This is a genomic window from Sphingomonas sp. PP-CE-3G-477, from assembly GCF_003050745.1.
In the GTDB taxonomy this organism is placed as follows: Bacteria; Pseudomonadota; Alphaproteobacteria; order Sphingomonadales; family Sphingomonadaceae; genus Sphingomonas.
Map to the genome: position 1 here is coordinate 67,233 of NZ_QAOF01000003.1, position 14,399 is coordinate 81,631.

15 protein-coding genes and 1 riboswitch are annotated in these 14,399 nt (G+C 67.1%); of the genes, 12 read left to right on the forward strand and 3 right to left on the reverse strand.

Going from position 1 to position 14,399, the window contains the following annotated elements; all coding sequences use genetic code 11:
• Positions 1–13 precede the first annotated feature (13 nt).
• The 4 genes from C8J45_RS07610 to C8J45_RS07625 are packed head-to-tail and all read left to right on the forward strand — an operon-like array spanning position 14 to position 2,568.
• On the forward strand, positions 14–430 hold the full coding sequence (locus tag C8J45_RS07610; protein ID WP_107962681.1) for a hypothetical protein: 417 nt from the start codon (positions 14–16) through the stop codon (positions 428–430).
• A 13-nt stretch (positions 431–443) separates the two neighbouring features.
• Entirely contained in the window at positions 444–737 is a 294-nt protein-coding gene (locus C8J45_RS07615) for an HPr-rel-A system PqqD family peptide chaperone (RefSeq protein WP_258191360.1), read from the forward strand.
• The gene (locus C8J45_RS19570; protein WP_107962682.1) at positions 734–1,594 is read left to right on the forward strand and encodes an HprK-related kinase A; all 861 of its coding nucleotides are present in this window, start codon (positions 734–736) and stop codon (positions 1,592–1,594) included. Before C8J45_RS07615 ends, C8J45_RS19570 begins: the two co-directional genes overlap by 4 nt.
• A complete protein-coding gene (locus C8J45_RS07625; RefSeq protein ID WP_107962683.1) occupies positions 1,591–2,568 on the forward strand; it encodes a nucleotidyltransferase family protein in 978 nt (325 codons plus the stop codon). The genes C8J45_RS19570 and C8J45_RS07625 overlap by 4 nt, the downstream gene beginning before the upstream one ends.
• Here the strand turns inward: C8J45_RS07625 and C8J45_RS07630 are convergent.
• Together C8J45_RS07630 and C8J45_RS07635 are read right to left on the reverse strand one after the other, a co-directional pair.
• The gene (locus C8J45_RS07630; RefSeq protein ID WP_244647412.1) at positions 2,565–2,927 is read right to left on the reverse strand and encodes a hypothetical protein; all 363 of its coding nucleotides are present in this window, start codon (positions 2,925–2,927) and stop codon (positions 2,565–2,567) included. The genes C8J45_RS07625 and C8J45_RS07630 overlap by 4 nt on opposite strands.
• Before the next feature lie 14 nt (positions 2,928–2,941).
• Entirely contained in the window at positions 2,942–3,625 is a 684-nt protein-coding gene (locus C8J45_RS07635) for an HAD family hydrolase (protein ID WP_107962685.1), read from the reverse strand.
• Between the two features lie 62 nt (positions 3,626–3,687).
• On the opposite strand from C8J45_RS07635, the gene glmU reads away from it, so the two are divergent.
• The 8 genes from glmU to C8J45_RS07675 all read left to right on the forward strand — a co-directional run bounded on the left by glmU (position 3,688) and on the right by C8J45_RS07675 (position 13,279).
• Positions 3,688–5,091: a bifunctional UDP-N-acetylglucosamine diphosphorylase/glucosamine-1-phosphate N-acetyltransferase GlmU gene (glmU, locus tag C8J45_RS07640; RefSeq protein ID WP_107962686.1), complete on the forward strand. Its 1,404-nt coding sequence runs from the start codon at positions 3,688–3,690 to the stop codon at positions 5,089–5,091.
• Positions 5,088–5,522 carry a hypothetical protein gene (locus tag C8J45_RS07645; protein WP_107962687.1) on the forward strand — a complete coding sequence of 145 codons (435 nt, stop codon included), beginning with the start codon at positions 5,088–5,090 and terminating at the stop codon, positions 5,520–5,522. Before glmU ends, C8J45_RS07645 begins: the two co-directional genes overlap by 4 nt.
• Positions 5,523–5,543: 21 nt before the next feature.
• The gene (gene glmS / locus C8J45_RS07650) at positions 5,544–7,367 is read left to right on the forward strand and encodes a glutamine--fructose-6-phosphate transaminase (isomerizing) (protein ID WP_107962688.1); all 1,824 of its coding nucleotides are present in this window, start codon (positions 5,544–5,546) and stop codon (positions 7,365–7,367) included.
• Positions 7,368–7,624: 257 nt separating this feature from the next.
• A riboswitch (glycine riboswitch) is annotated at positions 7,625–7,728 on the forward strand.
• Positions 7,729–7,883: 155 nt separating this feature from the next.
• Positions 7,884–9,131: a glycine cleavage system aminomethyltransferase GcvT gene (gcvT, locus tag C8J45_RS07655; RefSeq protein WP_107962689.1), complete on the forward strand. Its 1,248-nt coding sequence runs from the start codon at positions 7,884–7,886 to the stop codon at positions 9,129–9,131.
• A 1-nt stretch (position 9,132) separates the two neighbouring features.
• The gene (gcvH, locus tag C8J45_RS07660) at positions 9,133–9,504 is read left to right on the forward strand and encodes a glycine cleavage system protein GcvH (RefSeq protein ID WP_107962690.1); all 372 of its coding nucleotides are present in this window, start codon (positions 9,133–9,135) and stop codon (positions 9,502–9,504) included.
• Between the two features lie 114 nt (positions 9,505–9,618).
• On the forward strand, positions 9,619–10,977 hold the full coding sequence (gene gcvPA / locus C8J45_RS07665) for an aminomethyl-transferring glycine dehydrogenase subunit GcvPA (RefSeq protein ID WP_107962691.1): 1,359 nt from the start codon (positions 9,619–9,621) through the stop codon (positions 10,975–10,977).
• A complete protein-coding gene (gene gcvPB / locus C8J45_RS07670; protein WP_107962692.1) occupies positions 10,974–12,611 on the forward strand; it encodes an aminomethyl-transferring glycine dehydrogenase subunit GcvPB in 1,638 nt (545 codons plus the stop codon). Before gcvPA ends, gcvPB begins: the two co-directional genes overlap by 4 nt.
• 155 nt (positions 12,612–12,766) lie before the next feature.
• Positions 12,767–13,279: a CcdC protein domain-containing protein gene (locus tag C8J45_RS07675; protein WP_107962693.1), complete on the forward strand. Its 513-nt coding sequence runs from the start codon at positions 12,767–12,769 to the stop codon at positions 13,277–13,279.
• Positions 13,280–13,391: 112 nt separating this feature from the next.
• Here C8J45_RS07675 and C8J45_RS07680 read toward each other — a convergent pair whose 3' ends face one another.
• Positions 13,392–14,285, reverse strand: a complete 894-nt coding sequence (locus C8J45_RS07680) for a DMT family transporter (protein ID WP_107962694.1) — start codon at positions 14,283–14,285, stop codon at positions 13,392–13,394.
• Positions 14,286–14,399: the final 114 nt, after the last annotated feature.

Sequence of the window (14,399 nt, forward strand, 5' to 3'; positions counted from 1 at the left end):
TAGCAGGGGCACCATGAGCGACGATACCCGACCCGACCAGGATCAGATGCCGGATACCGACGTCCCGACACGCCGCCGCGTCCTCGCGCTCGGTGCCGTTGGCGCAGGGGCGGTCGTGTCGATCCGTCCCGCGCTCGCGCAGACCGTGGGTTCTGTGCTGACTTGCGAAATCGCGGTACCCGACCGGAGCCGCGCGGGCGGCTATATCGATCGCGACGGCAAGGTCGTGCCGGCGCGTACGAAGGGCGCGTTCCCGCCATCGAACCGCGCGTTCAAGGGCGAAGAGGTCAGGCGCGCGATGGCCAATGGCAGCACGCTGCCGGGCACCGATTCGGACCGCAGCCGCGCCTACGTCAAATACATCCGTCGGTTGCAGCGTGGCCAGGGCGGCTTCACCTGCTTCGCATCGTTGCAGATGCCGCGCGGCTGAGGCCGTGCAGGCCGTGATCGACAACGCGGCCGTGCAGCTTGCGATCTTTCGAGCGCCCGAAGAGGGTGGCCTGCTGATCGCACCGCTCGACGAATTCACCGCAGTCTATCATCGCGCGTCCGGCATCACGCACCTCCTGACCGAACCCGCACCGCAGATTCTCGCCATACTCGGCGAGGGCACGTTGTCGCTCGATGCGCTGCTCGGTCGTCTGGGCGACGACTACGACCTCGAAGACGCGGATCGGGATGCGCTGGCGGCGCGGCTCGACGAGTTGATCGACGCCGGGCTCGTCGAACGCCTGTGAGGCACGCCTTCTCCGTTCGAATCGGCCCGGTCGGTTTTCGCATCGGCTCCGACTGGCGCGCGCCGATCGACCAACTCGAAACGCTGTATCGCGACTATCCGAAGCCGGTCGATGGCGTAGCGGACTTCACCGTACGCCTGTTCGCGCGCCGGCCCTGGCGCCGGCTGATCCGCCCGTCGGTCGAGATCGGTGGCGATTACATGCTCCCCGAAGCCGCACCTTTGCCGCTCCGCCAGGGCCTGCTTGCGGCGGAGATGGCGATGAACCTCCAGATGGCGCTGGGTGCCCGCCGCTATCTTCTGCTGCACGCGTCCGCGGTCGAGCGCGACGGCCGGGCGCTGCTGATGACCGGCGAGTCGGGTGCGGGCAAGTCGACTCTCGCGACGTTGCTCGCGGCGAAGGGCTGGCGGTTCATGGGCGACGAATTCGCGCTGCTCGATCCCGCGACCGGGCTGGTGCACGCCTTCCCGCGCCTGATCAGCCTGAAAAACGCTGGCGTAGCCGCGGCCGAGGCGGCATGGCCGGACGCGCGGATGGGGCCGGTGATGCCGGCGACCCCCAAGGGCGACATCCGCCACATGGTCCCCGACGCGCGGGCGATCGGCGCGATGGACGTCCCCGCCATCCCTGCTTTGCTGCTGTTTCCGCGCTACGGTTTCGAGCCGGATACGCGGCCGGTGCCTCCTGCCGAGGCGTTCATCAGGATGACGCAGGCGTCGACCAATTACACCGCGCTCGGCGAAGCAGGGTTCCGTGCGCTGACCGGCCTGATCGCGGGTGTGCCCTCGGTGGCGATCGACTATCCCGATGGTCCGCACGCGATCGCGCAGGTCGAGGCACTGTGGGCAACATTGTGACCGACGCCCGGATCCTCGCGCGCGCCCTCGCCGATCCCGCCAGCGTCGTCGGGCTCGATGCGGACGGCTGGACCGCGTTGCTCGCGATGGCGCGGGCGGAGCAATTGATCGGCACGCTGTCGATACGCCTCGACGGTCTTCCCATGCCGGGCGCGGTAAAAAGGATACTCGCCGACGCGCGTGCCGCCGCCGAGCATGGTCGCCGCGCCGCGCTGTGGGAGGCGGAGATTGCGCGCCGCGCGCTCGCCTCGGTCGACTGTCCGGTCGTGCTGCTGAAGGGCACGGCGTTCGTCGCGGCCGGGCTGTCCGCGGGGCAGGGGCGATCGATCGGCGATCTCGACATCCTGGTGCCACGCCGCGCGCTCGATGCGGTCGAGGCGGCACTACTTGCCGCGGGCTGGGAATGGGTGAAGCCCGACCCGTATGACGACGCCTATTACCGCCGCTGGATGCACGAACTGCCGCCGCTGATCCACCGCGAGCGCGATCGGATGATCGACGTCCACCACACGATCCTGCCGCTGACCGCACGGATCACGCCGGATGCGGACGCGCTGATCGCCGACAGTGTCCCGCTCGGCAACGGCCTGCGGACGCTGTCCTCGAACGGCATGATCGTCCACGCCGCCGCGCACCTGTTCGCCGATGGCGACCTGGCGGGTGGCCTGCGTAACCTGTGGGATATCCGGTGCCTCGTCGAGGAGTTCGGCACCGAATGCCTGGATGCGGACGCTCGCAGGCACGATCTGCACCGAGAGGTCGCGCGCTCGTTACGACTGGTGGAGGCACTGTTCGGTGACGGCGAGGCACACGGTATCGATCGCCTCTACCTGCGCCGGCTTATCGCACGCGACGACTGGGGCAGGCCGACCCGCCCAGTCACGCGTCTCGTATTCTACATCCGCTCGCACTGGCTGCGCATGCCGCCGGCGATGCTCGCGCGCCACCTCTGGACCAAGTGGCGCAAGGCCTAGTGCAGCGTGCGGAGCCGCGGCGGTCGACTGCTGCGGATCAGCGCGATGATCCCGACCACCACCGCGATCGCGATCGTATCGGCGATCCAGTCGCGAATGTCGCAATCCCGGTGCAGCGACGGGATCGATTGCAGCACCTCGACCATCGCACCGAGGAACGACAGGCGTTCGAGCACCTTCAGCGCACGCGCGGCCGGGTAAGCGAACGACGCCAGCGCCGCGAGCGTCGCGAAGGCGAGCATGTGCTCGAACTTGTCGCCGAATCGATCGATCGGCATGTGCGGCGGCTTGGGCAGCAACGCCATCGTCAGCGCGAACACGATCGCGGCGGCCAGCAGCACCTGGAAAAGGCGCGTCAAATCGCGTTCCTGCCTCATCGGGCCAGTCCTTCGAGCGTCGGCAGCAATTCTTCATACCCATCGATCACCGCGTCGGCGCCGAGCTCCGCGACCGGCTGCATGAGGAAACCAAAGCTGCATGCGATCGTCGGCAATCCCGCCGCTTTCCCGGCCTGGATGTCGAAGATCGAATCGCCGACGAACGCCGCGCGTCCTTCTCCACCCCCGGACTTCCGACAGAGCCGTACCATCTCGTGGATCGGCATCGGCGACGGCTTCGATTCCGCCATCGTATCGCCGCCGAGAATACATGCGAACCGGTCGGTCAGCCCGAGTTCGCCGAGCACGGTCCGCGCGAACCGTTCGATCTTGTTGGTGACGATGCCCAGCGTGACACCCTTCGCCGCCAGGGCATCCAGCGCATTGATCACGCCCGGATAAGGCTTTGTCAGCACGCAGATATTCGCCTCGTAATAGGCGAGCAGGTCCGCGTGGAGCGTGTCGAGCATCGCCTCGTCATAGCCGCCGGTCGCGGTCAGGCCCTGCTTGAGCATGTGCCGCGCGCCGCCGCCGATCATCGGCTTGACCTGCTCGACGGTCAGGGGCGGGCGATCGACCGATGCGAGCGCGTGGTTGACCGCGGCGGCAAGGTCTCCACTGGTGTCGAGCAACGTGCCGTCGAGGTCGAACCCGACGATATCGAAAGAAAAATGCGTCATTGCGTGCGGGCCTGCCAGCGACGCTATGGAATTGGCAAGGCTTTCGTGGCAGCGATCCTTCCATGACGACGCATTCCAACGACCAACCGTTTTCGGCGCAGTCCTCCGCGCGCATCCCCGCGCACCCGATCGCGGTCGTGATCCTCGCCGCCGGCAAGGGCACGCGGATGAAATCCGACCTGCACAAGGTGCTCCACCCGATCGCCGGACGGCCGATGCTGCTGCACCTGGTCGCGAGCGCGGCGGCGCTGCATCCGGCAAAGACTGTCGTCGTGACCGGGGCAGGGCGCGAGCAGGTCGAAAAGGCGGTCGCGCCGCTCGGCATCGCCACCGCGCTTCAGGCCGAACAACTCGGTACCGGTCACGCGGTCGCGCAGGCGCGCGAGGCCTTGGCGGGGTTCGATGGCGACGTGCTGATCCTCTACGGCGATGTCCCGCTGGTCACCGCCGCGACGATGCAGCGGATGATCGACCGGTTGGAAGGCGACGATACGCCCGCCGTCGTCGTGCTCGGCTTTCGTCCCGCGAATCCCGGCGCCTATGGTCGCGTCATCGCCGACGCTGCGGGCCGGATGGACCGGATCGTCGAGTATAAGGACGCATCGGAGGCGGAACGCGCGGTGACGCTGTGCAATTCCGGGCTGATGGCGGTGCGCTCGACCGACCTGTTCGCGTTGCTCGACCGGCTCGGGAACGACAACGCGGCGGGCGAATATTACCTCACCGATATCGTCGGTCTGGCGGGCGCCGACGGCCGCTCGTCCGCCGTCATCGAAACCGGCGCGGACGAGGTCGCCGGCGTCAACAGCCGCGGCGAACTCGCTGGGGTCGAAGCCTCATGGCAGGCCGCGCGTCGCGCGCAGGCGATGGCGGACGGCGCGACGTTGATCGCTCCCGACACCGTCTGGTTCTCGCATGACACGCAGCTCGGTCGCGACGTCGTGATCGAACCCAACGTCGTCTTCGGCCCTGGCGCGCGCATCGCGGACGGCGCGACGATCCACGCGTTCAGCCACGTCGAGGGGGCCTCGGTCGGCATGGGCGCGAACGTAGGGCCTTTCGCCCGCCTCCGCCCCGGCGCGGACCTGCGTGCGGATGCCAAGGTCGGCAATTTCGTCGAGGTAAAGAAGGCGATCATCGGCGAGGGCGCGAAGGTCAGCCACCTCACCTATATCGGCGACGCGGACATCGGCTCGGGCGCGAACATCGGTGCGGGCACGATCACCTGCAATTACGACGGCTATTTCAAATACCGGACCGTCGTCGGCGAGGGCGCGTTCATCGGTTCCAACTCCGCGCTGGTCGCGCCTGTCACGATCGGCGCCGGCGCGATCGTCGCGGCGGGATCGGTCGTGACGCAGGACGTCGAGACCGACGCGCTCGCGCTGGTCCGCCCGTCTCAGATCGCCAAGCCCGGCTGGGCCAAGCGCTTTCGAGAGCGGATGCTGGCAAGGAAGCGGTCATGAAGGCGGTCGCGCTCGTTGCCGTGCTGGCGCTGGCAGGCTGTGCGACGCCGCAGGTTTCGCGCGACGCGATCCCGCCGATGCTCGCGATCGAGCGCGCGGCGGGCTTGGCACCCGGCGCCTATCCCGGCGTCTTCGTGATGACGGTTCGCGCGTCGGGCCGGCAGGGCGCCAGCCTCTATCTCAATTCGGAAAGCGATTACCGGGACCCGCGCAACCTGTCGTTCGAGGTTCGGCCGATCGCGCAGGCGCAGCTCGAAGCGCGGTTGGGCGCACCCGCAGAGACTGTGCTGCAGGGACGGACGATCCGCGTCGATGGCGAAGCGCGCCGGGTGCGGATCGACTTCACCGCGGACGGTCGCCCGACCGGCAAATATTACTACCAGACCCATGTCGTCATCGAGCGGGGCGAACAGCTCCTCTCGGTCGACTGAACGAACGGACGGACGGACTATATGTGTGGCATCGTTGGAATTCTGAGCGGCGAAGACGTCGCGGGCCGTTTGCTCGATGGCCTCAAGCGGCTCGAATATCGCGGCTATGACTCGGCCGGGATCGCCACCGACAATGACGGCGCGATCGAGCGCCGGCGCGCGTCGGGCAAGCTCGTCAATCTTGCGAACGAACTCGCCGCGCATCCGCTGCCCGGCAAGACCGGTATCGCGCATACGCGTTGGGCGACGCATGGCGGCCCGACGACCAACAATGCACACCCGCACGCGACCGGCGAGGTCGCGGTGGTCCACAACGGCATCATCGAGAACTTCAAACCGCTGCGCGACGAACTGATCGCGCGCGGCCGGACGTTCACCAGCGAGACCGACACCGAAGTCGTCGCGCATCTGATCAGCGAGAAGGTCGAGGCGGGCATGGACCCGGTATCGGCCGTCCGCGAGATACTCCCGCGCCTGCACGGTGCATTCGCGCTCGCGATCCTGTTCCGCCAGCATCCCGATCTGTTGATCGGCGCGCGCCTCGGCTCGCCACTGGTCGTCGGGCACGGCGAGGGCGAGATGTATCTCGGCTCGGACGCGCTGGCGCTCGCGCCGCTTACGCAGCGGATCGCGTATCTCGACGAGGGCGACTGGGTCGTGCTGACCCGCGACGGAGCGCAGGTCTACGACCGCGACAATGCTCCCGTCGATCGCGCGATCACGCTGTCCGGGATCACCGGCGAGGTGATCTCGAAGGGTAACCACAAGCATTACATGCTCAAGGAGATCTACGAGCAGCCGATCGTCGTCGCGCAGACGCTCCGCTCGTACCTCAAGCGGATGGAAGGCGAGGTGTCGCTGCCGATCCCCGAGTTCGACCTGTCGACGATCAAGCGCGTCACGATCGTCGCATGCGGGACGAGCTTCTACGCCGGCATGGTCGCCAAATACTGGTTCGAGCAGTTCGCGCGCGTGCCGGTTGACCTCGATGTCGCCTCCGAATTTCGCTACCGAGCGCCGGTGATGGAAGACGGCGGCCTTGCGCTCTTCATCTCGCAATCGGGCGAGACCGCGGACACGCTCGCGGCGTTGCGCCATGCGAAGGCCGAGGGGCAGAAGATCGCGGTCGTCGTCAACGTCCCGACCAGCTCGATGGCGCGCGAGGCGGATCTGTTGCTCCCGACGCATGCCGGCCCCGAGATCGGCGTCGCCTCGACCAAGGCGTTCACCTGCCAGCTTGCCGTGCTCGCCGCACTCGCCGCGAACCTGGCGCGCGCGAAGGGTTTGCTGACGAGGGACCAGGAGCGCGAGATCGTCCGCCACCTCGCCGAGGCGCCCGCCGCGCTCAACGGCGCGCTGGCGTATGACGAAGCGATCGAGGCGATGGCGCACAACATCGCCGGCGCGCGCGACGTGCTGTATCTCGGCCGCGGGACGGATTACCCGCTGGCGCTCGAGGGCGCGCTCAAGCTGAAGGAAATCAGCTACATCCATGCCGAGGGCTATGCCGCGGGCGAGATGAAGCACGGCCCGATCGCGTTGATCGACGAGCATGTCCCGGTCATCGTCATCGCGCCGTCGGGTCCGCTGTTCGACAAGACCGTCAGCAACATGCAGGAGGTGATGGCGCGCGGCGGCAAGGTCGTGCTGATCTCCGATTACGACGGCATCCAGGCGGCCGGCGAAGGCTGCATGGCGACGATCACCATGCCCAAGGTCCACCCGCTGATCGCGCCTTTGGTGTATGCGGTGCCCGTGCAGTTGCTGGCGTATCACGTCGCGGTGCTGAAGGGCACGGATGTCGACCAGCCGCGTAACCTCGCGAAGAGCGTGACGGTCGAATAACGGTCAGCTTTCCGTCGGGTCGTACACCTCGAGATAAGGCCGCCACCCCGGCGAAGGCCGGGGCCCAGTTTGGGGGACGGTAGTAACGACGGATGGTCCGCTGTTACGACGACCTTTCCAACTGGGCCCCGGCCTTCGCCGGGGTGGTGCTTTCTTCTCAGGTCGAGCTGGCGTTTTCTCCTCGAATCCCAAACCCTCGATTGACTAAAATTGTGCGCCGCGTCACAACTCGCGGCGTCGATGTCGGGCAACCGGCATGGCACCGCGCGGGAGAGCGTTTCCGGTCCTTTCAGGGCTGATGGAACCGCCGAAGGAGCAACCACCCCGGAATCTCTCAGGCACCAGAGACCGCGCGGGGCTGATCGACACTCTGGAAAGCGTCCTGGCCTCGCGCCGAGGGCCACCGAAGGGGTAAGCGCTGGACATTGTTCGCGCGAAAGCTCTCAGGTCCCGTGACAGAGGGGGTTCGGATCGTTGCACCCATTGGTGCCGCGCGCCCCTTCGACGGAGACGACCATGAGCGAACCAGAACTGCGCGATTACGCCAGCATCATCGACCAGGCCGACGATTACGTCGAGCCCGAGATCCTGCCATTGCCGCTCGACGCATGGCACCGCGCACACGGCGCGCGGATGGTCGAGTTCGCCGGCTACGAGATGCCGATCCAGTATGAAGGCATCATGGCCGAGCACGCCTGGACGCGCGACTCGGCCGGGCTGTTCGACGTCAGCCACATGGGCCAGCTCGTCTTCTCCGGTGAAGGCGTCGCGCATGCGCTCGAAACCGTCCTGCCGGGCGACATTGCGGGGCTCGGCGAAGGCAAGATGCGCTATTCGCTGCTGCTCGCGCAGGACGGCGGCATCCTCGACGACCTGATGGCTACGCGCCTGCCCGACGACCAGCCGTCGCCGTTCTCCGCGCAGGACGTCGAGCCCGAGGCGTACGACCCGCTCCACCCGTCGCCGACCGCTAGCGGCAGCTTCTACGTCGTCGTCAACGGCGCGACCAAGTACGACGACATCAGCTACCTGATCGAGCATCTGCCCGACGACGTCACGATCAACATCCTCGAAGACCAGGCGCTGCTCGCGGTGCAGGGGCCCAAGGCGGTCGAGGCAGTCGCGCGGATCGTTTCCGGCGTCGACGCGCTCGTGTTCATGACCGCCGGTGCGTTCCACTGGAACGACGTCCCGCTCTGGATCAGCCGCTCGGGCTACACCGGCGAGGACGGCGTCGAGATCTCGCTCCCCGCCGAGCACGCCGTCGCGTTCGCCGACGCGCTGCTAGCGCTCCCCGAGATCAAGCCGATCGGCCTCGGTGCGCGCGATTCGCTGCGCCTCGAAGCCGGCCTGCCGCTCTACGGCCACGACCTCGATCCCGAGATTACGCCGGTCATGGCCGACCTCGGCTTCGCGTTGTCGAAGCGTCGCCGCGAAGCCGCCGACTTCCCCGGTGCCGAGCGAATTCTGACCCAGCGCGAGCACGGCCCCGCCACCAAGCGAGTCGGCCTGATCGTCGAGGGCCGCCAGCCCGCGCGCGAAGGCGCCGAGGTTATCGACGACACCGGCGCGGCGATCGGCCGCCTCACCAGCGGAGGCTTCGCACCGACGCTCGGGAAGCCGATCGCGATGGCCTATGTGCCGCTCGCGCTCGCCGCCCCCGGCACCCGCATCGAGATCGCGCAACGCGGCAAGGTCCACACCGCCACCGTCACCGCGATGCCCTTCATTCCCCACCGCTACGTCCGCGCAGGAGCCAAGTGATATGAGCCGTTACTTCACGCAGGATCATGAATGGGTCGACGTCGACGGTGATGTCGGCACCGTCGGCATTTCGGAATACGCGCAGAGCCAGCTCGGCGACGTCGTGTTCGTCGATGTCCCCGAAGCCGGCAAGACGCTGAGCAAGGGCGACGAAGCCGCAGTCGTCGAGTCGGTCAAGGCCGCCTCGGACGTGTACTCCCCGGTCTCGGGCACCGTCACCGAGGGCAACGCGGCTTTGACCGACGACTCCAGCCTGGTGAACTCGGACGCCGAAGCGGCTGGCTGGTTCTTTAAGCTGACGCTCAGCGACCCGAGCGAACTCGACAGCCTGATGGACGAAGCCGCCTACGCAGCCTTCGTCGAGAAGCTCTGATCTAACTGCTCCCCTCCCGCTTGCGGGAGGGGTCGGGGGAGGGGCTGGTACAGTCGTTCCCCGTCTCATTCCCTCCCCCGACCCCTCCCGTGAACGGGAGGGGAGGAGACTAGAATGCGCTACCTTCCCCTGACCCAGCCCGATCGCGCAGAAATGCTCGCCGTCATCGGCGCCGCGACCATCGACGACCTCTTCGTCGACGTGCCCGAAGCCGCACGCCTCGACGGCCCGGTCCGCGACCTGCCGATGCACGTCTCCGAAATGGCGGTCGAACGCCACATGTCGGCGCTCGCCAAGAAGAACCTCACCGCGGGCGAAGCGCCGTTCTTCCTCGGCTGCGGTGCGTACAAGCACCACGTCCCCGCGTCGGTCGACCACCTGATCCAGCGCGGCGAGTTCCTCACCGCCTACACGCCGTACCAGCCCGAAATCGCGCAGGGCACGCTGCAGATGCTGTTCGAGTTCCAGACTCAGGTCGCGCGGCTGCTCGGCACCGACGTCGCCAACGCCTCGATGTACGACGGTTCGACCGCGTGCTGGGAAGCGATCGTGATGGCGCGTCGCATCACCAAGCGGGGCAAGACGATCCTGTCGTCGGGCCTCCACCCGCATTACGTCTCGGTCGCGAACACGATGGCCAAGTTCACCGGCGACGTGCTCGACACGACCGCGCCCGAACTGGTCGCCGACATGGACCTCGACCAGCTGATCGCGAAGATCGACGACGATACGTCGTGCGTCGTCGTCCAATACCCCGACATCCTCGGCCGCATCGCCGACCTGCGCCCGCTCGCCGACGCCTGCCACGCGAAGAAGGCGCTGCTGATCGCGGTCGTCACCGAGCCGGTCGCGCTGGGCGCGATCACCTCGCCCGGCGAGATGGACGCGGACATCGTCGTCGGCGAAGGCCAGTCGCTCGGCGTCGGCCTCCAGTTCGGCGGGCCTTATGTGGGCCTGTTCGGGTGCAAGGACAAATACGTCCGCCAGATGCCCGGTCGCCTCTGCGGCGAGACCGTCGACGCCGATGGCCGCCGCGGCTTCGTCCTGACCCTGTCGACCCGCGAGCAGCACATCCGCCGCGAAAAGGCGACGTCGAACATCTGCACCAACTCGGGGCTCTGCGCGCTGGCCTTCTCGATCCACATGACGCTGCTCGGCGAAGCCGGCCTGCGCCAATTGGCCGAAGTGAACCACGCAGGCGCAGTGTCCGCGGCCGAACGCCTCTCGCAGATTCCCGGCGTGGAATTGGTAAACGACAGCTTCTTCAACGAGTTCACGTTGAAGCTCCCGACCGAAGCCCGCCCCGTCGTCCGCACGCTCGCCGATCGCGGCATCCTGGCCGGCGTATCGCTTGGCCGTTTGTACCCCGGCCAGGACGCCCTCGCGAACGGCCTCGTCGTCGCCGTGACGGAAACGACCACCGCAGAGGACGTCGAAACGCTTGCGTCCGCACTCCAGGAGATACTGGCATGAGCATCAACCAGAGCGGCTGGCGCCCGACCTCGCCCGAGGCGAACACGGGTAACGTCCCCGCACCGGTAACCGGCAACAAGGCGCTGATGCTGGAAGAAGCCCTGATCTTCGAGATCGGCGACGGCGTGACGACAGGCGTCGATTTCGACACCTTTGGTTCTCCTGCGAACGCAGGAGCCCAGGGTTCCAAAGACGCCGCTCGCAACCCTGGATTCCTGCGTTCGCAGGAAAACAAACTGGGCGGGTTGCTCCGCACCGCACCCATCGGCCTCCCCGGTCTCTCCGAGCCCGAAACCGTCCGCCACTACACCCGCCTCTCACGCCAGAACTACGGCATCGACCTCGGCTTCTTCCCGCTCGGCTCGTGCACCATGAAGCACAACCCGCGCCTCAACGAGAAGATGGCGCGGCTGCCTGGGTTCTCCGACGTCCACCCGCTCCAGCCGGTCGACACCGTGCAGGGCGCACTCGAAGTCATCCACCAGCTCGCGCACTGGCTCGTCACGCTTACCGGCATGACCTCGGTCGCGATGAGCCCGAAGGCGGGCGCACACGGCGAACTCTGCGGCATCCTGGCGATCCGCGCCGCACTGGAAGCCAAGGGCGAAGGCGCGCGGAAGATCATCCTCGTCCCCGAGAGCGCGCACGGCACCAACCCCGCCACCGCAGCCTTCGCCGGCTATAGCGTCGAGGATATCCCCGCCACCGCCGAAGGCCGCGTCGACACCGCCGCGCTGAAGGCCCGGCTCGGCCCCGACGTCGCCGGCGTGATGATCACCAACCCCAACACGTGTGGACTGTTCGAGCGCGACATGCGCGAAATCTCCGACGCGGTGCACGCGGCGGGCGGCTTCGTCTATTGCGACGGCGCGAACTTCAACGCGATCGTCGGCCGCGTCCGGCCCGGCGATCTCGGCATCGACGCGATGCACATCAACCTGCACAAGACCTTCTCGACCCCGCACGGCGGCGGCGGCCCGGGCTCGGGCCCGGTGGTGTTCTCGGAGGCTTTGACTCCCTACGCACCGCTCCCGTTCGTCGAGAACCAGGACGGCCAGTTCGTCCTCGTCGAGGAAGAAACCGCAGGCGAACATCACGCGGGCAGCTTCGGCCGCATGGTCGCGTTCCACGGCCAGATGGGCATGTTCACGCGCGCGCTGACCTACATCCTCAGCCACGGTGCGGACGGTCTTCGCCAGGTGTCGGAGGATGCGGTGCTCAACGCGAACTACATCCTGCGCAGTCTCGACGACACGCTCGACGCACCGTTCGGCCCCTCGGGTCCGTGCATGCACGAGGCGCTGTTCTCGGACTCTGGCCTCGCCGCCGGTTTCTCGACGATCGACATCGCGAAGGGCCTGATCGACGAGGGCTTCCACCCGATGACGATGTACTTCCCGCTCGTCGTCCACGGCGCGATGCTGGTCGAGCCGACCGAGACCGAATCGAAGGCAGCCCTCGACCAGTTCATCGCCGCGCTCCGCTCGGTCGCCGAACGCGCGAAAGCCGGCGACCCCAGCCTCAAGACCGCCCCGCACTTCGCCCCCCGCGCGCGCCTCGACGAGACGCTTGCGGCACGGAAACCGGTCCTGGTCTGGAAGGACCCCGCTCCGCTAGCGCAGGCGGCGGAGTAGCTTCTGGGATAGTTGTTCTCCTGCGAACGCAGGAGCCCAAGGTTACGAACGCAACCGCCCGTAACCCTGGATTCCTGCAGACGAAGGAAAACGGATTGCCCAGGGCACCGCAACCGATCTAGCCTCCGCCCCAACAGGGGTGGGGGCCAGGATCGATGCAGGCGCACGAAGCACAAGGCTGGATCAGCTACGCGATCACCGCGGTCGTCATCGGCATAGTCTTCGCGATCCGCTGGCGCCGCATGAGCGTGGTGAAACCTCTAAAGCTGGAACGCCTCTGGGTCATCCCCACGCTCTACGCCGCCGTCGCGCTGTACATGTTCGTGATGTACCCGCCGCACGGCTTCGCCTGGCTGTTCTGCGCACTGGCCTTGGTCATGGGCGCAGCGCTCGGCTGGCAACGCGGCAAGCTCATGCGGATCACGATCGATCCCGACAGCCACGCACTCAACACGACGTCCTCCCCGGCCGCGGTCCTGTTCATCGTAGCAATCGTCGCAGTCCGCACCGGCGCGCGCGCCGTGATCGGCGATGGCCACGCCCTCCACCTCGACGCCTTCGCCATCACCGACATGCTGGTCGCTTTGGCGCTAGGCCTGTTCACCACCCAACGCATCGAAATGTACCTCCGCGCCAAGCGGATGCTCGAAACGGCCCGCGTCCGCTAACCCGAACCGTCATCCCCGCGAAGGCGGGGACCCATACTGGCAAGCGTCAGTAATCCAGACGAGAGGTCGGCCAGTCTGGGTTCCCGCCTCCGCGAGAATGACAAGAGTGGCCTTAAGCAATCGCCTGCTCAGTCTCTTCCCGCCGCCGCACATGCTCGCGCCAGACGATATACAACCCGCTAGCCACGATGACGGGCGCCCCGACCCAGGTCGCCTCCGCCGGCAATGTGTCGAACACCAGCCACCCCAGCAACGTCGCCCATAGCAAGCTCGAATAATCCATCGGCACCACCACCGACACCGGCCCGAGCCGCAACGACGTCGTCATCGCGATCTGCGCCAGCCCCCCGAAGATCCCGACGCTCGCCAGACACACCCACGCGACCAGATCATGCGACTGCGCCGCCCGCCCGTAAAACACGGACAACGGGATCAACGACAGCGCTGAGAACCAGAACACCGTCGTCAGCGCGCTCTCGGTCTTGCCGATCTGCCGCAACAGGATCGACACGCTCGCCGTCCCGAACGCCCCCGCCAGCGCACACCCCGCACCCCATAACGGAAAGTGATCCCCACCCGGCTGTGCGACGATCAACACACCCGCGAACCCGGTCGCGACCGCTGCCCAGCGGTGCCACCCGGTAGGCTCGCGCAACACCAGCGCCCCCAGGATCGTCGCGAACACCGGCACCGTGAACCCGATCGTCGTCGCCTCCGCGAGCGGCAACGCAACGATCCCGTTGAATGTGAACGCCATCGCCGACAGCCCCACGATCGCCCGCACGACATGCGCAGGCAACCGCTTGGTCTTGACCGAAGGCAGGCCCGGCGCCGCGACGATCACCGCCGATACCAGCAAGCACGCGCCGAACTGCCGGAAGAACAGGATTTCCGAAACGCTCGCGCCGTGCCGCTCGGCCAGCTTGATCGCGGTATTCATCAGCGCGAAGATTACGACCGACAGCAACCGCATGCCGATGGCGGGAAGGATGCGGTCGGTGGGCATGCGCGACCCCTAGCGAGGGCCGGGCGGGGATCCCACCGCAAACCGCCGTCTTCGCCACACAAACACGTCCGTCATCCTGACGAAAGTCAGGACCCAGGATACCACGCTCACCGC